Source organism: Streptomyces sp. NRRL S-378 (assembly GCF_000720645.1).
Lineage (GTDB): Bacteria > Actinomycetota > Actinomycetes > Streptomycetales > Streptomycetaceae > Streptomyces.
In genome coordinates, this window is sequence record NZ_JOBX01000020.1 from 79,302 (window position 1) to 97,899 (window position 18,598).

Annotated in this window: 15 protein-coding genes; 8 read left to right on the top strand and 7 right to left on the bottom strand. The window is 72.4% G+C overall.

The window, feature by feature from the left end:
• Positions 1-76 precede the first annotated feature (76 nt).
• Together IH80_RS0116920 and IH80_RS0116925 are read left to right on the top strand one after the other, a co-directional pair.
• Positions 77-1,279 carry an MFS transporter gene (locus IH80_RS0116920; RefSeq protein ID WP_051809423.1) on the top strand — a complete coding sequence of 401 codons (1,203 nt, stop codon included), beginning with the start codon at positions 77-79 and terminating at the stop codon, positions 1,277-1,279.
• Between the two features lie 34 nt (positions 1,280-1,313).
• Entirely contained in the window at positions 1,314-2,036 is a 723-nt protein-coding gene (locus IH80_RS0116925) for a CDP-alcohol phosphatidyltransferase family protein (protein WP_030961335.1), read from the top strand.
• Here IH80_RS0116925 and IH80_RS0116930 read toward each other — a convergent pair.
• Positions 2,017-2,505 carry an adenylyltransferase/cytidyltransferase family protein gene (locus IH80_RS0116930; protein WP_030961336.1) on the bottom strand — a complete coding sequence of 163 codons (489 nt, stop codon included), beginning with the start codon at positions 2,503-2,505 and terminating at the stop codon, positions 2,017-2,019. The genes IH80_RS0116925 and IH80_RS0116930 overlap by 20 nt on opposite strands.
• 166 nt (positions 2,506-2,671) lie before the next feature.
• On the opposite strand from IH80_RS0116930, the gene IH80_RS0116935 reads away from it, so the two are divergent.
• The 3 genes from IH80_RS0116935 to IH80_RS0116945 are packed head-to-tail and all read left to right on the top strand — an operon-like array spanning position 2,672 to position 6,869.
• Positions 2,672-3,883 (top strand): glycosyltransferase family 4 protein, encoded by a 1,212-nt coding sequence (locus IH80_RS0116935; RefSeq protein WP_051809425.1) that lies wholly within the window; start codon positions 2,672-2,674, stop codon positions 3,881-3,883.
• A complete protein-coding gene (locus IH80_RS0116940) occupies positions 3,880-5,637 on the top strand; it encodes an LPS biosynthesis protein (protein ID WP_030961338.1) in 1,758 nt (585 codons plus the stop codon). The genes IH80_RS0116935 and IH80_RS0116940 overlap by 4 nt, the downstream gene beginning before the upstream one ends.
• Entirely contained in the window at positions 5,634-6,869 is a 1,236-nt protein-coding gene (locus tag IH80_RS0116945; protein ID WP_030961339.1) for a hypothetical protein, read from the top strand. Before IH80_RS0116940 ends, IH80_RS0116945 begins: the two co-directional genes overlap by 4 nt.
• A gap of 166 nt (positions 6,870-7,035) precedes the next feature.
• Here IH80_RS0116945 and IH80_RS0116950 read toward each other — a convergent pair whose 3' ends face one another.
• Entirely contained in the window at positions 7,036-8,484 is a 1,449-nt protein-coding gene (locus tag IH80_RS0116950) for a hypothetical protein (protein ID WP_234432267.1), read from the bottom strand.
• Between the two features lie 171 nt (positions 8,485-8,655).
• Here IH80_RS0116950 and IH80_RS0116955 point away from each other — a divergent pair, with 171 nt between their 5' ends.
• Both IH80_RS0116955 and IH80_RS0116960 read left to right on the top strand, forming a co-directional pair.
• On the top strand, positions 8,656-9,195 hold the full coding sequence (locus IH80_RS0116955) for a WcaF family extracellular polysaccharide biosynthesis acetyltransferase (protein WP_030961341.1): 540 nt from the start codon (positions 8,656-8,658) through the stop codon (positions 9,193-9,195).
• 8 nt (positions 9,196-9,203) lie between these two features.
• A complete protein-coding gene (locus IH80_RS0116960; protein WP_030961343.1) occupies positions 9,204-10,319 on the top strand; it encodes a glycosyltransferase in 1,116 nt (371 codons plus the stop codon).
• Between the two features lie 9 nt (positions 10,320-10,328).
• On the opposite strand, the gene IH80_RS0116965 is transcribed toward IH80_RS0116960, so the two are convergent.
• From IH80_RS0116965 to gmd, 4 genes are all read right to left on the bottom strand, one after another.
• Positions 10,329-10,544, bottom strand: coding sequence for a DUF6458 family protein (locus IH80_RS0116965; protein ID WP_030961345.1), 216 nt, complete (start codon positions 10,542-10,544; stop codon positions 10,329-10,331).
• A 129-nt stretch (positions 10,545-10,673) separates the two neighbouring features.
• Positions 10,674-11,345 carry a hypothetical protein gene (locus IH80_RS0116970; protein WP_030961346.1) on the bottom strand — a complete coding sequence of 224 codons (672 nt, stop codon included), beginning with the start codon at positions 11,343-11,345 and terminating at the stop codon, positions 10,674-10,676.
• 156 nt (positions 11,346-11,501) lie between these two features.
• Positions 11,502-14,279 (bottom strand): DUF7594 domain-containing protein, encoded by a 2,778-nt coding sequence (locus IH80_RS0116975; protein ID WP_030961347.1) that lies wholly within the window; start codon positions 14,277-14,279, stop codon positions 11,502-11,504.
• A 245-nt stretch (positions 14,280-14,524) separates the two neighbouring features.
• Positions 14,525-15,538 (bottom strand): GDP-mannose 4,6-dehydratase, encoded by a 1,014-nt coding sequence (gene gmd / locus IH80_RS0116980; protein ID WP_030961348.1) that lies wholly within the window; start codon positions 15,536-15,538, stop codon positions 14,525-14,527.
• A 371-nt stretch (positions 15,539-15,909) separates the two neighbouring features.
• Here gmd and IH80_RS0116985 point away from each other — a divergent pair, with 371 nt between their 5' ends.
• Complete coding sequence (locus IH80_RS0116985) at positions 15,910-16,854, top strand: GDP-L-fucose synthase family protein (RefSeq protein WP_030961349.1); 945 nt, start codon at positions 15,910-15,912, stop codon at positions 16,852-16,854.
• A gap of 22 nt (positions 16,855-16,876) precedes the next feature.
• Here IH80_RS0116985 and IH80_RS0116990 read toward each other — a convergent pair whose 3' ends face one another.
• Positions 16,877-18,352, bottom strand: a complete 1,476-nt coding sequence (locus IH80_RS0116990; protein ID WP_030961351.1) for a sugar transferase — start codon at positions 18,350-18,352, stop codon at positions 16,877-16,879.
• Positions 18,353-18,598: the final 246 nt, after the last annotated feature.

Below are 18,598 nucleotides of genomic sequence, written 5' to 3' on the forward strand. Positions count from 1 at the left end.
TTATGTCCCGTTCCCCACTGGACTCCGGGCCACTATTTCGTTGACGAATGATTCGCTGGCGAAATAACGTCTCCGCATGATCACGCCGATACGGCGGCTAATCGTCGGCCGCACCTTCGCCGCCTTCGCCTCCGCGCTCGTCCCCACCACCCTCACCCTGGCCCTGCTGCAGGCCGGCTCCTCCGGCGACCTGGGCCTCGTACTCTCCAGTGAGCTGCTTCCGATGCTGCTCCTGCTGCCCGTCGCCGGGGTGGCCGCCGACCGGTTCCGCGCCCGGCGGGTGGTGCTGGTGGCCGACCTGGTCCGGGCGGCGGCCCAACTGGCGACCGGGGCCGTGCTCCTGACCGGGCTCGAGGGCCGCGTCCCCGAGCTGGCCGTGCTCGCCGCCGTGACCGGAGCCGCGGTGGCCTTCGGCACGCCCGCCGTCCGCACGCTCGTCGCGACCGCGGTTCCCGAGGAAGGCCGGCTGCGGGTCAACGCCCGGCTCGGGGTGGCCACCGGGCTCGCGAACGTCGCGGCCCCGGCCGCCGCCGGGTCGCTGGCGCTGACCGTGGGCGGGGGCTGGGCCTCCCTGCTCACCGCGGCGCTCTTCGTCCTCTCCGCGCTCACCCTCGGCGGCCTGCGCACCACCGCTGCCCCGCGGACCGCGCCGCGCGCCCCCTTCGGCGCCGAACTGCGCGCGGGCTGGGCCGAGACCCGGCGCCACCCGTGGTTCCTCGCCAACGTGCTGGCCCACGGCGTCTGGCACCTGGCGGCCGGACTGCTCCTCACCCTGGGCCCGGTGATCGCCGCGGAGAGCCTGGGCGGCGAGGGATCCTGGGTGGTCATCGCCCAGACCGGAACGGTCGGCATGCTCGCCGGGGTCTGGGCGGCGGGGCGCCTGCCGCTGCGCCGGCCACTGTTCGGGGTGGCCTTCGGGGCGGCCGTCCAGGCCCTGCCCCTCACCGCCTTCGCGCTGCGCCTGCCCCTGCCGGCGACGGCGGCCGCGTTCGGCTGCGCCATGTTCGGCCTGGGGGTGCTGAGTCCGCTGTGGGAGACGGAGATGCAGCGCCGTATCCCGCTGGAGACCCTGGGCCGGGTCGGCTCCTTCGACACCCTCATCTCGTTCGCCGCGCGCCCCCTCGGGCTGGCGGTGGCCGCGCCGCTGGCCGCCGCCGTCGGGGCAACGGTTCCGCTGCTGGTCGCGGCGGCGCTCAGCGCGGCCGCGAACCTGTCCGTGCTGCTGCTTCCGGACGTCCGCAGACATCCGGAACGGAACCGCTCAACTGTGCTGCGATGATGTGTTCGACATCGTCGCTGAGGGGAGCCCCTGCATGGGCAGAGTCGGGACCGCGCTGCGGGAACTGCGCGGGGCGCAGAAGTCGGCGAAGGGGGTGTCGCTCTACTCGCGGTTCGTGAACCGGCCCACCGGGCGCTACCTGGCCGCCGGTTCGTACGCCCTCGGGCTCACGCCGAACCAGGTGACGCTGATCAGCGCCGCCTTCAGTTTCGCCGCGGTGGCCGCGGTCGCGCTGACCGGGCCCTCGTGGGCTCTGGGGCTCGCGGTGTGGGCCGCGCTCGCGGTCGGCTTCGCCTTCGACTCGGCCGACGGACAGCTGGCCCGGCTGCGCGGCGGCGGCAGCGCCGCCGGCGAGTGGCTGGACCACGTCGTGGACGCCGCGAAGCTCACGGCGCTCCACTCGTGCGTGCTGATCGCGTTCTACCGCTTCCCCGAGGAGTACGGCACGACGGCCCACGGCTGGCTCCTGGTGCCGCTCGGCTTCCAGTTCGCCGCCGTCGTCACCTTCTTCGGCGGCCTGCTGACCGAGAAGCTCAAGCCCAGGCCCGCTCCGGGCAGCCCCGCCGCCGCGCCGTCGACCGTGCGCGCGGTGGTGCTGCTGCCCGTGGACTACGGGGTGTTCTGCCTGGTGTTCCTGCTGCTCGGCGGCGGACGGCTGTTCGCCTGGGCGTACGCCGGACTGGGCGTGGTCGCCGCGCTGTTCCTGCTGGCCTTCCTCGCCAAGTGGTTCCGGGAGCTCAGCGCCGTTCGCCGGTGACCTGCCCCGGCGCCGGGGCGGGTCCGGCGAGCGCGTCCAGCGCCCGGCGCAGCTGGGTGCTGGAGGTGTGCACGGTGTAGGGGAAGTAGACGACGTCGACGCCGTGGGCGGCGAAGTCCTTCTCCAGCTTGTCGCCCTTGGGGGTGCCGCGCCAGTCGTCGCCCTTGAAGATGACGTCGAAGCGGACCTGCTTCCAGGTCTCCACCTTGTCCGGGACCGTCTCGACGAAGGCGGCGTCGACGTACTTGACGCTGCGCACGATCTCCAGGCGCTCGACGAGCGGGATCATCGGGCGGCGGCCCTTGGCGAGTTCGGCCATCTCGTCGGAGACCACTCCGGCGACCAGGTAGTCGCACTGGCTCCGGGCGTGCCGGAGGATGTTGAGGTGCCCGATATGGAACAGATCGTAGGCGCCCGGCGCGTAGCCGACTCGATACGGTCGGCGCGCAGGCGCTCCAATGTCGGACATGTACCGCCCCGTCATCTCTTCATCCCCAGCGGCCACACCCCCCGGTGCAGCGGATTAGCAGACAATAGCGTGCACGTTCCGCATCACGCGGGTGAACGAATAGGGTGACGTGCGCATCATCCAGGGGAAGAGGGGACGCACGGTGTCCAGATCCGGTCAGCGGCGCATGCTGCTGGTTTCCACCAATTACGCTCCGGAGCACGCGGGCATCGGCCCGTATGCGACGCAGATCGCGGAGCACTGGGCGGATCTCGGCCACGAGACGCACGTCCTCGCCGGCATGCCGCACTACCCGGCGTGGTCGCTCGAGCCGGAGTACAAGGGGGCGCTGCAGCGCACGGAACAGCGCGCAGGGGTCACCGTGCACCGGCGCGCGCACACCGTGCCGCCCCGCCAGACCGCCGTGAAGCGCGCCCTGTTCGAAGGATCGATTCTCCTGCACGGCTCCGTGGCACCGCCGCGGATGCCCAGGCCCGATGCGGTGCTCGCCCAGATGCCCAGCCTGGCCGGCGGAGTGCTCGCCGCCCGGCTCGCGGCGCGCTGGAAGGTCCCCTACGTCCCCGTCGTCCAGGACCTCATGGGCGCCGCCGCCGCGCAGAGCGGGATCAGCGGCGGCGACAAGGCGGCCGCGATCGCCGGCCGTGCCGAGGCGTACGCCCTCAAGCGGGCCACCCTCGTCGGCGTCATCCACGAGACCTTCGTGGAACGGGTCGTGGGCATGGGCGTGGACCCCGGCCGGATCCGCCTGGTCCCCAACTGGTCCCACGTGCCCAAGCCCACCAAGCCGCGCGGCGAGACCCGCCGCCACCTCGGCTGGGGCCCCGGCGAGACCGTCGTCCTGCACTCCGGGAACATGGGCCTCAAGCAGGGACTCGAAGTCCTCGTGGGCGCCGCCAGGCTGGACCCCAAGGTCCGCTTCGTCCTGATGGGCGACGGCAGTCAGCGCTCCGCCCTCGCGGACCTCTCCGCGGACGTGCCGAATCTGGACATCATCCCCCCTGCCGCTGACGGCGAGTTCCCGGATATCCTCGCGGCGGCGGACGTTCTCGCGGTCACACAGCACGCCGCCGTGCTGGACATGAGCGTCCCGTCGAAGCTGACCTCCTACTTCCAGACCGGCCGGCCCGTCGTCGCCTCCGTGGCGGCGGAGGGCGGGACCGCCCAGGAGGTGGAGCGCTCGGGCGCAGGGGTGCTCGTACCGCCGGAGGACCCCGAGGCCCTGCTGAAGGCCGTGCGGGCCCTGGCGGAGGACCCCGAGGGCGCGGACGCACTGGGAGCGGCCGGACCCCGCCACGTGGCGGCCCACCTGAGCCGTGAAGCGGGCCTGGCCCGCATCGACGCACTGATAGACGAAGCACTTGGGGGAACCCGGCCGTGATCGAGACGAACCGCCCGGCAGCGGCACCGGCCGACGACGAACCCGACCTCCTCAGGGACCAGTTCCGGCAGCTCCTGCGCTACCGCAGACTGATCGGCGCGGGCATCGCCGTCGGCCTGCTGGGCGGCGTCTACCTCGGCATATCCACCGCCGACACCTACGTCGCCACCGCCGACGTGGTGCTGCGCGCGCCCACCGACGACCCGTTCAACCCGAGCCTCGCCCCGGACAAGGCGATCAACATCGGCTCCGAGCGCCAGGTCGCGCTCAGCTCCTCCATCGCCAACGAGGCGGCGAAGAAGCTCGGGGTGTCCGCGAAGGACTTCGCCGCCCTGCGCGCCGGCCTGCAGGTGACCAACCCGCCCCAGACGATGGTGCTGCGCTTCACCTACACCGCGGACTCCCCCAAGGAGGCCGCCAAGCGCGCCAACGCGATGACCGAGGCCTACCTGCTCAAGCGGCAGGAGTCCCTCGACGCCACCCGCGACAAGATGGTCAAGGGCTACAAGGAGCAGCGCGACCCGATCGCCAAGCAGCTCGACGAACTCTCCAAGGAGATCGCCCGGATGCCGGCCGGAGCCGGGCGCGACGCCGCCAGCTCCGCCAAGACCGACCTGCAGAGCGAGGTCGGCGGCTACAACACCAAGATCACCAAGCTCGAGGCCCTCGACATGACCCCGGGCCGCGTCACCAGCGCCGCGACCGCGCCCACCGCCACCGACGGCCCCGGCATCCTCATGTCCCTCGCGCTCGGCGCGGCCGTGGGCCTCGCTCTCGGCCTGCTGGCCGCCTGGGTCCGGCTGGTCTTCGACCCGGCGCCGCGCTCCGAGGGCGACGTGGCCCGCGCCCTGCGCGCCCCCGTACTGGGCTACCTGCCGCGGGACCGGACGGGCGGCGGGCCGCTGCTCGCCGCCGGTGAGGCCGACCCCCGGCTCGCCGAGGAGTACCGCTCGGTGGCCTTCCGCCTCGCCTACGACTCCCGCTTCGCCGACCGGCGCCGGCTCCTCGTCGTCGCGCCGCGCGGCAGCAGCGAGACCGCGGCCGCGGTGGCCGTCAACCTCGCCGCCTCCTTCGCGGAGACCGGCAAGGACGTCCTGCTCATCGAGGCCGACCTGCGCACCCCGGTGCTGGCCAGCCAGCTGCCGACCGACGCCGGCGGCCGCCCCCGCTGGAGCCAGGGCCAGGGCGGCACGCCCGCGCCCGGGCGCCACTCCGATTCCGAGTGGCCCGACGGCCGCCAGCTCGTCGTGGACGCCGGCGAGTCCGGCTCCTTCGACCTCATCCCGGGCGACCGGGCGCGCAACGTGCCGCGTGCGCTGACCTCCGCCCGCGCCACCCGGCTGATCTCCGAGGCCGACGCCCCCAACTCCACCGTCGTCGTGCTCGCGCCGCCCGTGCTCTCGTACGCCGACGCCCTCGCCCTCGTCGACCGTGTCGACGGCGTCCTGGTCGTCAGCGACCCGCGCGCCATCCACCGCACCGACCTCATCCGGATCCGCGAACTCATCAGCGGCGCCGGCGGCACCGTGCTCGGCGCGGTGCTGCACGCGCCGCTGCCCGGCGAGAAGCGCGGCAAGAACAAGGGCGGCAAGGGCGGACCGGCCCCCGCCGGCCCGGCGGCCCCCGCGAAGCCGGGAAACTCCGCGCCGCAGCCCCAGCCGATCCCCTACGAGGTGGCCGAGCCCGAGCAGCACATCCCCGGTGACGGCACCGACACCGTCGCGCTGCGCACCGTGCGCATGGGCCGCAGGTGAGCCGACGCGGCCTCGCCGCCGTCGCCTCGGTCCTGGACCAGGCCGCCTCCAGCGCCACCAACATCCTGGTGCTGGTGCTGGCCGCGCGGCTGTCCTCGGCCTCCGCCTTCGCCGACTTCTCCATGGTGTACGTGGCCTTCAGCGTGCTCCTCGGGCTGAACATGGCCTACGTCGGCCAGAGCCTCGTCCTGGAGAAGGGCGAGGGACTCGCCGCGGCCTGCCGTTCGGCCGCCGGCTTCACGGGAGCCGCGTCGGCCGCCGCGGGCCTGCTGCTCGCGGCGGTGGGCCTGGCGCTCCCCGGGGCCATCGGGCGGGCCTTCCTCTCGCTGGGCCTCGTCCTGCCGCTGGTGCTCCTCCAGGACGGGCTGCGCTACTGCTTCTCCGCGCTACGCGCCCCCGAACGGGCGCTGGCCGCGGACGCGCTGCGGCTGGTGTGCGTGGTCGCGGCGCTGGCCCTGCAGCCCGAAGGGGCCTCGGCGGAGCGGCTGGTGCTGGCGTGGGGCCTCTCCGCGCTGCCGGCGCTGGGCCTCGGCCTGTGGCTGCTGCGGCCGTACGTACGCGACTCCCGCACGGACCTGCGGCCGTACCTGCGCCGCGGCCATCTCGGGCAGCGGTTCGTGGTCGAGTTCGCGGTGGGCAACGGCTCCAGCCAGCTCGCCGTGCTGGGTCTCGGCGTCTTCGCCACGCCGCTGGCCGTGGGTGCGCTGCGGGGTGCGACCACCCTGTTCGGGCCGCTGAACGTGCTGTTCAACTCGGCGAACGCGTTCGGGCCGCCGGTGCTCGGGCGGCTCGGCGGCAAGCGCGCCACGGTACGGGCGACGGCGGCGCTGGGCCTGGTGCTGGCCGCGGTCGGCGCGGGCTGGGCGACCGCCCTGTACCTGCTGCCGGAGCGGCTGGGCCGGGAACTGCTCGGCGACACCTGGGCGTCGGCGTCCGCGCTGCTGCCGGCCACGGGGGCGCAGTACGCGGTGATGGGGCTGGGAACGTGTGCGCTGCTGACCCTGCGGGTGCTCGCCCCGAAGGCCACGCTCTCGCTGCAGGTGGTCTTCTCGCTGCTGTCCGTGGTGCTGCTGCTGGGCGGGTACGCGGTGTGGGGTGTGGCGGGCGCCGCCTGGGGCCTGGCGGCCGGCTCGGCCCTCAAGGCCTTGGCCGCCTGGTGGCGTGTCGCTCGCCTGGACCCCGCTGCTCCGCAGCCCGAGGAGCCCCGGCGGGCGGCCTCCACCGCGGCCTGACCGCTGCGCGGAGCGCCTCTCCCCGCCCCGCCCGCCCGACGTGCCGGACGGCGCCGGCACATCCGGCCTCGCCGGGGGCGGCACCTGCCGGCGGTAGCCGGCGGGGTTCGGGGTGCGCAGTTCGGGGCGGAGCCCGGGTTCCTCCAGCCCCGGTGGCGGGGGCGCGTCAGCGGAGGGTGGTGGACTTGTCCGTGCGGTGGGTCGCGACCAGCGCCAGGCAGAGGGCCGCGATCGCGACGCGTCCCGAGGCCTGGAGCAGCGGTCCGCGCAGCAGGATGAAGGAGTAGCCCGCGACCAGCGGGACGACCACCGAGATGAGGCTGCCCGGCGGTGACCGCCGCGTGGCCCGCTTCGCGTAGCGCCGGTCGACGCGCGCGGCGGCGTAGCCCATGCCCAGCAGGCCGGCGCCCATGCCCAACGGACCGAAGTCCAGCCACAGCTCCGCCCAGATCGGCGAGGAGAGGTTGGTGTTGACCGTGCCCATCCACTGGCCGACCATCACGCCGGTGTCCCTCGGCTTGCCCTCCCAGACCGACCGCGGCACCGCGAAGAAGATCGACCCGGCCAGCTGGCGCCCGTAGAAGTGCCCGGGGCCCGACTCCGAGAAGGTGATGGTGTTCGCGAACATGCCGATCTGGTCGTAGTCCTTGAGCGCCATCGGCTCCAGGAAGGACGTCGTCTCGACCGGCCGGTAGTTCTTCTCGTCGTAGCGGAAGCGGTCCGCGAACGGGAAGATCAGGAGGGCGACGACCACCGCCATCGACAGCGCCACCCGGTACATCGCCGCGCTCACCGGGAAGACGGTGAACAGCAGCGCGAACATGACCGTCAGGAACCAGTACCGCGGGTTCGAGATCGGGTTGTTGACGATCAGGTTGAGCCCGGCGAGCGCCGCCCACGTGACGATGATCGACACCTTGCGGCGGGCGAACTTCGACGTGATCAGCCAGCGGGTGTAGAGGAGCAGGGAGAGCAGGGCCGGGACGGTGCCGAAGCCGCGCAGCAGGGCCTGGCCGGCCTGGCCGTCGCCGTTGGAGACGCCCGCCTCCTGGATACCGGCGATGATCTCCTGACGGCTGGAGAAGAACACCGCGGGGCCGCCCAGCTTCATGATGAAGGCGGCGCTGCACAGGAACGACAGGACCGTCAGCAGCTGGAGCCGGCGCCGGTGCGCCATGACGGGCCGCGACGCCTTCTGGGAGCCGCCCGCGCGCCCGGCCGGCCGGTGCCGGGCCAGCAGCACGCCGACGTCGAAGGCCGTGCAGCCGAGCAGGACCAGGCCGATGGCGACGGTCAGGTCGGAACGCGGGCCGACGACCGGCGTCGGGACCTGGCCGAGGACGGCCTGTGCGAGCGGGGCCACGCCCATGGCCATGTAGACGAAGAGCCAGAAGGAGCCCTGGAGGAGCTTGCGGCGGCTGGTGAGCACCATCGCCGAGAGCCGGGCGCCCGCGTACATGGTGAGCAGGAGCTGCAACCAGAAGGCCGCGTCGCGGGCGCCCGCGCCCGTCTGGACGGCGACGAACAGCGGCAGGAAGACGGTGAATCCGAGCGCGAGCGGTACGGACAGCGCCCGGGAGAGCAGCGTGCGCGGGAGGGTCTCCCGGCCCCACATGCTCTCGTCCTCGAAGGGGGACGGGACGACCGGCCCGGCCGGTGCTGCGGAGGGCTTGCGTATGTCCGTCGTCACTGCCGCCCCCACCCGATGTGCCTGGTCCGCGCGCAGTCTAGTCTGAGCGGGCCGCGCCCGGGGAGGTCGCGGCCGAGAGCACGATGGGGGCATCTGTTGCGTGATCTTCCTTCCTTCACGCTGGCCGGGTACGACAAGGGGCGCGGGCTGCTGACGCAGGCGCTCTGGTTCGCCGTGATGAACACGGTGTTCATGGCCTGGTTCTGTCCGGCCCGGCTGCGCGTCTCGCTGCTGCGGGCCTTCGGGGCGAAGATCGGCGAGGGCGTGCTGATCCGGCACAAGGTCCGCGTGCTGTGGCCGTGGAAGCTCACCGTCGGGGACCACGCGTGGATCGGCGAGGGCGTGTGGGTGCTGAACCTGGAGCCGGTGACCATCGGTTCGCACGTGTGCCTCTCGCAGGAGGCCATGCTGTGCACCGGCTCGCACGACCACCGGGCCGCCGACTTCCGCTACCGCAACGCGCCGATCAGCGTCGAGGACGGCGCCTGGGTGGCGGTCCGGGCGACCGTGCTGGCCGGGGTGACCGTCGGCCGCTGCGCCGTCGCGGGCGCGGGGGCCGTGGTGCACAAGGACCTGCCGGAACTGACGCTGCAGACCCAGGACGGGCGGCGCCGCCCGGTGGAGGAGCCCAAGTGAGTGCCGCGATGAGAGTCCTGCACGCCGTCACCCTGCACTCCCCCTCACACGCCTTCGGCGGCCCGGTGCGGGTCGCGCTGAACCTGGCCAAGGGGCTGCGGGCCCGCGGGCACGAGGCGCGGCTGCTGGCGCTGGGCGACGGCTTCGAGGAGTGGCCGACCTCCGTGGAGGGCGTGCCGGCGAAGCTGTTTCCGGCCCGTCGGCTGCTCCCCCTCGGCTTCAGCGGCATGACCTCGCCGGCGCTGCTGGCCTCGGCCGGCCGCCTGGTGCGCGATGCCGACGTGGTCCACGTCCACCTGGCGCGCGACCTGGTGACCCTGCCGGTGGCGCTGGCGGCGCTGCGCGCGGGCAAGCCGCTGGTGCTCCAGACCCACGGCATGGTGGACCCGAGCGAGAAGCTCCTGGCGAAGGTGCTGGACGCGGTGGCGGTACGCCGTCTGCTGCGCGGCGCGGACACCGTCCTGTACCTGACCCCGCACGAGCGGGAGGGCCTGGACGCGGTGGTCGGCGCGCCGCTGGGGAACGCGGTCCGGCTGGTCAACGGGACCCCCGCGCAGGAGGAACGGCCCGCACTGCAGGGGGCGCCCCGCATCCTGTACTCCGCGCGCCTGCAGGCCCGCAAGCGGCCGGTGGACTTCGTGGACGCCGCCCCGGCAGTCCTTACGGAGCACCCGGACGCGCACTTCGTGGTCGCGGGCCCGGACGAGGGCGAACTGGGGGCCGTACGCGCCCGGATCGGGGCGCTGGGGCTGACGGACCGGTTCACGGTCCCCGGGGCGCTGTCCGGCGAGCAGGTGCTCGCGGAGCTGCGCCGGGCCCACGTCTACGTCCTGCCCTCGGTGGACGAGCCGTTCCCGATGTCCGTCCTGGAGGCCCTCGCGGTGGGTGTCCCCTCGGTGGTGACCCACTCCAACGGCCTGGCCAGGGACATCGCGCGGGCGGGAGCCGGCCGCGCGGTCGACGCCGGTCCCGCGGGCGTGGCCACCGCGGTCCTGGACCTGCTGGACCCGGCGGCGAACCGCGGGGCCTCGCTGGCGGCGCGCACGCTGGCCGACGGGTCGTTCTCCATGGACGCCGTCCTCGACACGCTGCTGCCGGTGTACGGGGCGGCGCTGCGCGGCTGAGACCCCGCGTCAGATGACGTCCCGGCGGTGCTCCTCCACCACGGGGATCGCGCCCGTGGCCCGGCGCCGCTTGTAGATGCTGGTGTAGACGGCGAGGCCGATCCCGCCCACCGCCATCATGATCAGGCCGACCAGGTCGAGGTTGACGCTCTCCATCTCCCAGTCGCTGGCGAAGGTGAGGATGGCGCCCACCACGATCAGGCCTATGCATCCGCCGATGCCCATGGGTCCGCCTTCCGGTGTGGTGACTGTGACCGCGCGACTACCCGGCCTTCGGGCATGAAAACGCCCCGCGGGGCCGGAAGTCCGGTCCTGCGGGGCGTTTCGCCGCTGGGGTGGTGCGGTGGTGAGGTGTTACGCGGGGATCCAGGCGTAGCAGCCGGAGGAGTTGAACTCCGCGGTGCCGGCCGGGATCGTGGCCGTGATCTTGTCGCCGGCCTTGGGCGGGGTCTCGGGGCCCGAGGCGAGGACGGAGCCGTCCTTGCCCTTGGCCTCCCAGGTGCAGTTCGTGGCCTGGGTCAGCGCACGGTAGTTACCCGCCGCGGGAGAGGTGCGGGGGCCTTCGGGGAAGCCCTTCTCGGCGGCGGCGAGGATGGGCTTCTGGTCCGGGCACAGGTGCGTGATCGCGTCCTTGGCGCCCTGGATCTCGCCGGTGATGACGGCGCCGGTCGCCGCGTCCTTGTCGCGCTTGGCGGTGCGCGTCACCCGCTGGCAGGCCTCCTGGCCCGTCTGCAGGACGGCCGCCGGGTCCATCTTCTCCGGGACCCGGCCGCTCAGGTACTTCTTCTCCTCCGCCGTGAAGCTGCCCGTCTTCGGGGTCAGTTTGGCGTCGGGCAGGACGGGGCCGGTCGGCTTCGCGTCGGGGGCGGGCGCCGACGGGGCCGGGGTGTCCGCCGGGTCGGGGGCCGCCGACGAGGCCGGGGGCTTCGGCTTGGCCTGGGCGTCGGCGTCGTCCCCGCCCGAACTGCAGGCGGTCAGCGTCAGGGCGGCGGCGAGCAGGACAGCGGCCGCGGAGCGTCGGTACATCGGGTGGCTCCCGTACTCAAGGGGGTGTGCGGTGGACCGGGGCCGGATCAAGCGGTCCGGCCGTGATCCGTGTGCACACCCCCGCGGGGGTGTGCACAGGAGTGCGGGGCCCGGCCACGCAGCCGGGCCCCGCATTCCGTCAGGCGGTGCTTCGTACTACTTCGCGCCGAAGGTGAGCACCAGCTGCGGAGTGCCCTCCGCGGCCGTGGACTCCGAGGCCCAGAGCCACAGCGGGTCGCTGCCGTTGCTCGTCAGGCCCAGGCTGTAGCTGCTGCCCAGCACCGCGGTGACCGCGGCGGCGTCCAGTTCGACGTTGTGCACGGCCGAGCCGTCCGGCACGCCCGCGATGCTGCCGAGCGGGGTGGCGCCGAGGGCCGGCTTGGTGTTGAACGACGTGCTCGCGCCGCTCCAGGTACCGGTGACCGGGACCACGGAGACGGTGTCGGCGGTGCCGGCGCTCGCCTGGGTGCTGGTCTTGAACTGCAGCGAGGCGGACTTCAGGACCTGGCCGGCCGGGGCGGCCGGCAGGTCGAAGCGCATGTACGCCTGGTACAGCGAGCCGCTGCCGCGGACGGCGAGCGAGGTGGCGGTGCCGTAGGTGGTGCTCGGGGCGCCCTGGTTGATGTAGGTGTCCTCGGTCGTCTTGACCGTGGAGACCGTGTCGGTGGGGGCCTTGGCCAGGTCGAAGTGGTTCTTGACCTGGGCCTGGGTGAGCGTCGTCGGGTAGACGGCGGTCTCGTCGAGCTGACCGGCGAAGAAGTTGCTCGTCGGACGGGTCGGCCAACCGGAGAGGTTGTCACCGCCGGCGTGCCAGTAGCCCGCGTAGTTGCTGTTGCTGGTGGCGTTCAGCGAGCCCTTGTTCTGGCCGTCGACGTACAGCGTGATGCCGCCGGGGCCCTGGGTGCCGACCACGTGGTGCCACTTGTTGTCGTTGTACGTCTCGAACAGGCCGGTGGAGACCGTCCGGGCCGAGCCGTTGTAGACGCCGAACACCAGGCGGCCGGTGTTCGTCATGTAGATGTGGCGGTCGTGCGAGCCGCTGCTGCGCGTGGTGTTGTTGCCGAAGCCGATCAGCTTGCCGCCGCGGAGGGTGTTGGTCTTGAACCAGGTCTCGATGGTGAAGGTGTTGCCGACCGTCTGGCGGCGGTCGCTGTGCACCTGCTGGCTGGTCCCGTTGAAGCCCATCGCCGTGCTGCCGGGGACGGCGCCGGGCGACTGCTTCAGGGCGGGGGCGTTGACCTGGACGCCGCTGCGGTTGCCGGACACCGAGGTGTCGGCGACGTAGGGGCTGACCGTGTCGTCGTAGCGCCAGTACAGCTCGGCGCCGTCGGTGCGGACCTGGTTCGGGTAGGACTGGACCGACGTCGGGACGGTCACCGAGGTGGTGGCCGACAGGGCGCTGGTGTTGCCGGCGGCGTCGGTCGCGGTCACGCGGTAGGTGTACGACTGGCCGGCCTTGACGGTGGTGTCGTTCCAGGAGGCCTGCGGGCGCTCCCACTCCAGCGAGCCGGCGGTGACGGTGGCGGCCGGGGTGGCCGAGCCGTTGCGGTAGATACGGTACGTCAGCTTGCTGTCGTCCGCGTCGTAGCTGGTCCGCCAGCGGACCTGGACCTCGCCCGGCTTGACGCTGGAGGCGCTGACGACCGGGGCGGTCGGGGCGCCGACGTCGCCGGTGGAGGCGAAGCGGGTCAGACCCTGCTGGGCCTTGCCGTTGATGAGGGTGAACTCACCGCCGACCCACATGTACTTGACGTCGTTCTTCTCGGCCACGGCCATCACGCGCGGGCCGATGCCCTCGCCGAGACCGTCGTTGGCCGTGGGGTGCCAGCCCAGCTTGGCCGGGCCGCGCACGAAGCCGTCCACGGGCGCGGGGGCGGCGCCTTCGTGGTTGGTCGGCTGGGCCAGCAGGAAGTGCCGCTTGCCGTCGGGGAACTCCTGCTCGGTGGAGCAGTCGTGCGCGTGCGAGGAGCTGTAGAGGACGCCCTCGTACGGCAGGACGAACTGCGTGGCGCCGAGGCAGCGGTCACGCCACTTCTCGGTGAAGTCGCTCAGGCGCAGGCCGATGCGGCCGTCGAAGACACCGCCGCCGGAGCCCTCGTTGCCCGTGTAGAAGCCCGTGTCGTCGGTGGAGATGTCCTTGACGACCGAGTTCGACGGGATGTTGGTGTAGGTCTTCTTCACGGCGCCGGACGCGGCGTCGACGACGGCCAGCGCGTGGCTGTTGGCGTTGTTGACCGTGAAGAAGTCTCCGCCCAGCAGTACGTTCTTGCCGTCGGGGGTGACCTCGATCGCCCGGCCCGGCTCGTCGACGTTGGCGACGAAGGGCTTGAGCGCACCGGAGGACGCGTCCACGGCGGCGAACCGCTCGCGGGTCTGGCCCTCGACGGTGGTGAAGTCACCCGCCGCGTACAGGGTGTCGTCCGTGACGGCGAGTCCGCGCACGGTCGCGGGGAAGCCCGGGTGGAACGCGGCCTTGGGGGTGCAGCTCGCGATGTCGATGGCCGCCACGCTGGAGACGGGGGTGCCGTTGACGGCGCCGAAGTAGCCGCCCGCGTAGAGGGTCTTCTTGTCCTTCGAGACGACCAGCGTGCGCACCGTCGCGGTGCCGTCGCCGACGGTGAAGGCCAGCTTGCAGGAGGTCGGCTTGCCCGTCGCGGCGTCGAGTGCCACGAAGTTCACGGCCTCCTGCTCGGCACCCGCCACGCCCTCGGGCGGGCGGACGGCGGAGAAGGTGCCGCCGGCGAAGACGGTGCCTTCGGCCTGGGCCATCGCCCAGACGATGCCGTCCGGCTGCCAGGTCGGCAGTTCGTCGGCGGTGAATGCCACCGGGGCCGTGATGGCGGACGCCTGCGGCATCAACACCAGGCCTATACCGGTGCCCGCACCGGCCAGTGACAGTACGAGGGCGGCAGTCAGCCCTCTTGATCTACGCATGAGCCCCCCAGGGCAATTGCCCGGTTTGATGGCTGGAACTATCCGAACAGCCATATGTATCTGGCGCAGACTAGGGCTCACGCGGGGGCCTGGTCACCTCCCTTGACCCATTGCATACCAACTTGGAATCAAAGGTTCAGCATGGAGGGTGCACTAGGGACATACGGCACGTTTGCCCCGGCCACACGGGCGTGGAACCGCCCGCGTGACCAGAACACGGCAAATCGTAGGGGAAATATAAGCCCTCAGCGGTCGATACGGACTGTCACGCCCGCCAGTTGGTCCTCGACCTGGCGGATGTCGGCGTCCACCATGATCTGGGCGAGTTCGGCCACCAGCACCGACGGCTTCCAGCCAAGCAGCTCCTGCGCCTTGGAGGCGTCGCCGATGAGGGCGTCGACCTCGCTGGGGCGCTCGTACTTGGCGTCGTAGCGCACGTGCTCGGTCCAGTCGAGACCGGCGTGCGAGAAGGACGACTCGACGAACTCGCGGACGGTGGCGGCCACACCGGTGGCGACGACGTAGTCGGTGGGCTCGTCCTGCTGCAGCATGCGCCACATGGCGTCGACGTACTCGGGGGCGTAGCCCCAGTCGCGGACTGCGTCGAGGTTGCCGAGGTAGAGGTGGTCCTGCAGACCGGCCTTGATGCGGGCGACCGCGCGGGTGATCTTGCGGGTCACGAAGGTCTCGCCGCGGCGCGGGGACTCGTGGTTGAAGAGGATGCCGTTGACGGCGAACATGTCGTACGCCTCGCGGTAGTTCACCGTGGTCCAGTACGCGAAGACCTTCGCGGCACCGTAGGGGCTGCGCGGGTGGAACGGGGTCTGCTCGTTCTGCGGCGGCGGGGTGGACCCGAACATCTCCGAGGACGAGGCCTGGTAGATGCGGGTGTCGACGCCACTGGCCCGGATGGCCTCCAGCAGCCGCAGCGCGCCGAGGCCGGTCACGTCGCCCGTGTAGAGCGGGGCGTCGAAGGAGACGCGGACGTGGGACTGGGCACCGAGGTTGTAGACCTCGTCGGGGCGTATGTCGCGGAGCAGGTTCACCAGCGCGACGCCGTCGGAGAGGTCGGCGTGGTGCAGGACGAAGGACCGGTTGGCCGTCTGCGGGTCCTGGTAAATGTGGTCGACCCGCTCCGTGTTGAAGCTGGAGGACCGCCGCACGAGACCGTGCACCGTGTAGCCCTTGGAGAGCAGGAGCTCGGCGAGGTACGAGCCGTCCTGTCCGGTGACTCCGGTGATCAGTGCGGTCTTGCCCATGGGGTCCCCTTGTTGGTGGTTGCTGTGTGTCGTTGTGACGCGTCGCCTCGCGGCGGGTGCGGAGCGGGCCCTGCGGGGCGGCGCACCGTGCGGTCGGGCCGCGGTCGGGCGGCCGGATGCGTACCGTACACGGCCGCCCACAGGCGCCCCCTGCGGGGCGTCCGCCGCTCTGTGCTGCGGACGCCGCCCGGCACGCCCGCGGTTCCGGAGCCGCCCGCCGACCCGCCAGGCCGCGGTCCGGCGGCCAGTGTCGTCGCGCCCCGGACCCGGCCTGCGGCCGAAGGACGGGGCCGGTCGCCGGCAGTCGGGGCCGGGTGGCGGGCCGTGGACCACTGCGACCCCTGCGGGAGCGGACTGGCATCATCGGCGGTATGACAAGTTCGCTGCCGCTCCTCCCCCCGAACGCCCGCGTCTTCGTCGCGGGCCACCGCGGCCTCGTGGGGTCCGCGGTCGCCCGGCGGCTCACCGCCGACGGCCATGAGGTGCTCACCCGGGGCCGTGCCGACCTCGACCTGCGCGACGCCGCCGCAACCGGTGCGTACCTGAAGGACGTCCGCCCGGACGCCGTCGTGCTGGCCGCCGCCAAGGTCGGCGGGATCATGGCCAACAGCACGTACCCGGTGCAGTTCCTGGAGGAGAACCTGCAGATCCAGCTCAGCGTGATCGGCGGCTCCCACGCCGCCGGTGTGGGCAGGCTGCTGTTCCTCGGATCGTCCTGCATCTACCCGAAGCTGGCGCCGCAGCCGATCCACGAGGACGCCCTGCTGACCGGCCCGCTGGAGCCGACCAACGAGGCCTACGCCCTCGCGAAGATCGCCGGCATCGTCCAGGTGCAGTCGTACCGCAAGCAGTACGGGGCCTCCTACATCTCGGCGATGCCGACGAACCTCTACGGGCCCGGCGACAACTTCGACCTGGAGACCTCGCACGTCCTGCCCGCGCTCATCCGGCGCTTCCACGAGGCCGCCGCGGAGGGCCGCGAGGAGGTCACCCTGTGGGGATCCGGCACCCCGCGGCGGGAGTTCCTGCACGTGGACGACCTGGCCGCGGCCTGTGCCGTGCTGCTGGAGAGCTACGACGGCGACGAGCCCGTCAACATCGGCTGCGGCGAGGACCTCACCATCCGCGAACTGGCCGAGACGGTGGCCGAAGTGACCGGCTTCCGGGGCCGGCTCGCGTGGGACACCTCCAAGCCGGACGGGACGCCCCGCAAGCTGCTGGACGTCGGCCGCCTGACCTCGCTCGGCTGGAAGCCCGGCATCCCGCTGCGGGACGGCATCGCCTCCACGTACACGTGGTGGCGCGAGCAGAGCTGATCGCACAGGCGGCCTCGGCCCCTCAGTAGGCTCCGCGACCGTCGACGACGGCGCGGAGCGTACGGCCCATCACGTCGACGTCACTGGTGAAGGACCAGTTGTCGACGTACTGCAGGTCCAGCTGGATCGTCTCGTCCCAGGAGAGGTCCGACCTGCCGCTGATCTGCCACAGGCCCGTCATCCCGGGCCGCACGGTGAGCCGGCGCAGCTCGACCTCGTCGTACTGGGCCACCTCCTCCGGCAGCGGCGGGCGCGGGCCCACCAGCGACATGTCGCCGATGAGCACGTTGACGAGCTGCGGCAGCTCGTCCAGGGACGTGCGGCGCAGGAGCCGGCCCACCCGGGTGACCCGGGGGTCGCGCCGCATCTTGAACATCAGGCCGTCGTTCTCGTTGGCCCCGGCCAGTTCGGCCTTGCGGGCGTCGGCGTCCACCACCATCGTGCGGAACTTCCACATGACGAAGGGCACCCCGTCGCGGCCGATGCGCCGCTGCCGGTAGAAGGCCGGACCGCGCGAGCCGAAGCGGATCGCGAGGACGATCCCGAGGAAGAACGGGGAGAGCAGCAGCAGGCCCGCCGCGGCGCCCACCCGGTCCAGCACCGACTTGAGCAGCGTCTGCACGCCGCGGCTGACCGGCGGCGCGACGCGCAACACGGCGAGTCCGCCCGCGGAGAGGGTCTCCAGGCGCTTGACGGAGACCTCCACCAGCCCCGGGCAGACGGCGAGTTCGAGGCCCGCGTCGTGCAGGGCCCAGGCGACGCGGCGCAGCCGCTCCCCGGTGATGCGCACGCCGGGGGCCACCAGCACCAGGTCGGCGTGGTGGGTGAGGACCGCGCCGAGCACGGCCGCGGAGTCGACACCGGGGGCCTCGGGCGCGTCGGCGTCGAGCCGGGCCGCCACGGGGACTCCGCTGGCGAGCGGCCCCGTACCGACCGGGACGACGCCGACGACGACGTACGGGTGGTCGGTGCGGGCGGCGAGGTGCGCGATGACGTCCTCGGCCGCGTCGGGCTCCCCTATCACCAGCACGCGGCTCACGGCCTGGGCCTCGCGGCGGGCGGCCGAGAGGTGACGGTAGGTCAATTTGTGGCAGGCTACGGTGATCAGCAGAGCGGGCAGCAGGGCTCCGAGGGCGGACAGACGGGGCGTGTCCTCCTCCGTCACCACGCGCGCCACGGCCAGGACGCCGATCAGAATCAGCCAGTCATGGAGGACCGGGAGCACTCCGCGGGACTCGCCGAGCGCCCGGGTGGCGTACCGGCGCCGCAGCGCCTGGATGCCGGTCCACGCCACGGCGGCGGCCAGGGCGCAGTAGACGGGACGGACCTGCTGGGCGGCGTCGAAGACGAGTCCCACGGGAACGGCCGCGCCGAAGAAGTCGGCGGCTATCGCGGCCGGACGGTACCAGCGGGCCTTGTCCCCGAGGCGCCGCGCGGGCGCCAGGGTTCCATGGGCCGCCCTGGCCACTCTTTGCGCAGGAAAATGAACATGCCTCATGGGCCCCCCTGGCACGTGGTCTATGACAGTGGCAAGTGTCCATGGCTTCCCCTGGCGATGAACATCTGCCGCACCGGCAAACAGTACGACAAACACCCGTACGGTAAACGCCGTTTCGGTCAACCCAGCCCCTTGTTGCGCAAGTGTTAGCAACCGGTAGCAGGCGTTCCGCATCCCGGAGACCCTGCGCGCACACGAAGGTGAAGGGTCCGGATACCGGATATGCATCTTCGAACAACGAACCGT

Excerpts from the sequence above, each read along its gene's own strand:
- IH80_RS0116920 (WP_051809423.1), top strand. The coding sequence starts at position 77 with ATGATCACGCCGATACGGCGGCTAATCGTCGGCCGCACCTTCGCCGCC.
- IH80_RS0116925 (WP_030961335.1), top strand. The coding sequence starts at position 1,314 with ATGGGCAGAGTCGGGACCGCGCTGCGGGAACTGCGCGGGGCGCAGAAG.
- IH80_RS0116930 (WP_030961336.1), bottom strand. The coding sequence starts at position 2,505 with ATGTCCGACATTGGAGCGCCTGCGCGCCGACCGTATCGAGTCGGCTAC.
- IH80_RS0116935 (WP_051809425.1), top strand. The coding sequence starts at position 2,672 with ATGCTGCTGGTTTCCACCAATTACGCTCCGGAGCACGCGGGCATCGGC.
- IH80_RS0116950 (WP_234432267.1), bottom strand. The coding sequence starts at position 8,484 with ATGTGGGGCCGGGAGACCCTCCCGCGCACGCTGCTCTCCCGGGCGCTG.
- IH80_RS0116960 (WP_030961343.1), top strand. The coding sequence starts at position 9,204 with ATGAGAGTCCTGCACGCCGTCACCCTGCACTCCCCCTCACACGCCTTC.
- IH80_RS0116965 (WP_030961345.1), bottom strand. The coding sequence starts at position 10,544 with ATGGGCATCGGCGGATGCATAGGCCTGATCGTGGTGGGCGCCATCCTC.
- IH80_RS0116970 (WP_030961346.1), bottom strand. The coding sequence starts at position 11,345 with ATGTACCGACGCTCCGCGGCCGCTGTCCTGCTCGCCGCCGCCCTGACG.
- IH80_RS0116975 (WP_030961347.1), bottom strand. The coding sequence starts at position 14,279 with ATGCGTAGATCAAGAGGGCTGACTGCCGCCCTCGTACTGTCACTGGCC.
- gmd (WP_030961348.1), bottom strand. The coding sequence starts at position 15,538 with ATGGGCAAGACCGCACTGATCACCGGAGTCACCGGACAGGACGGCTCG.
- IH80_RS0116985 (WP_030961349.1), top strand. The coding sequence starts at position 15,910 with ATGACAAGTTCGCTGCCGCTCCTCCCCCCGAACGCCCGCGTCTTCGTC.
- IH80_RS0116990 (WP_030961351.1), bottom strand. The coding sequence starts at position 18,352 with ATGAGGCATGTTCATTTTCCTGCGCAAAGAGTGGCCAGGGCGGCCCAT.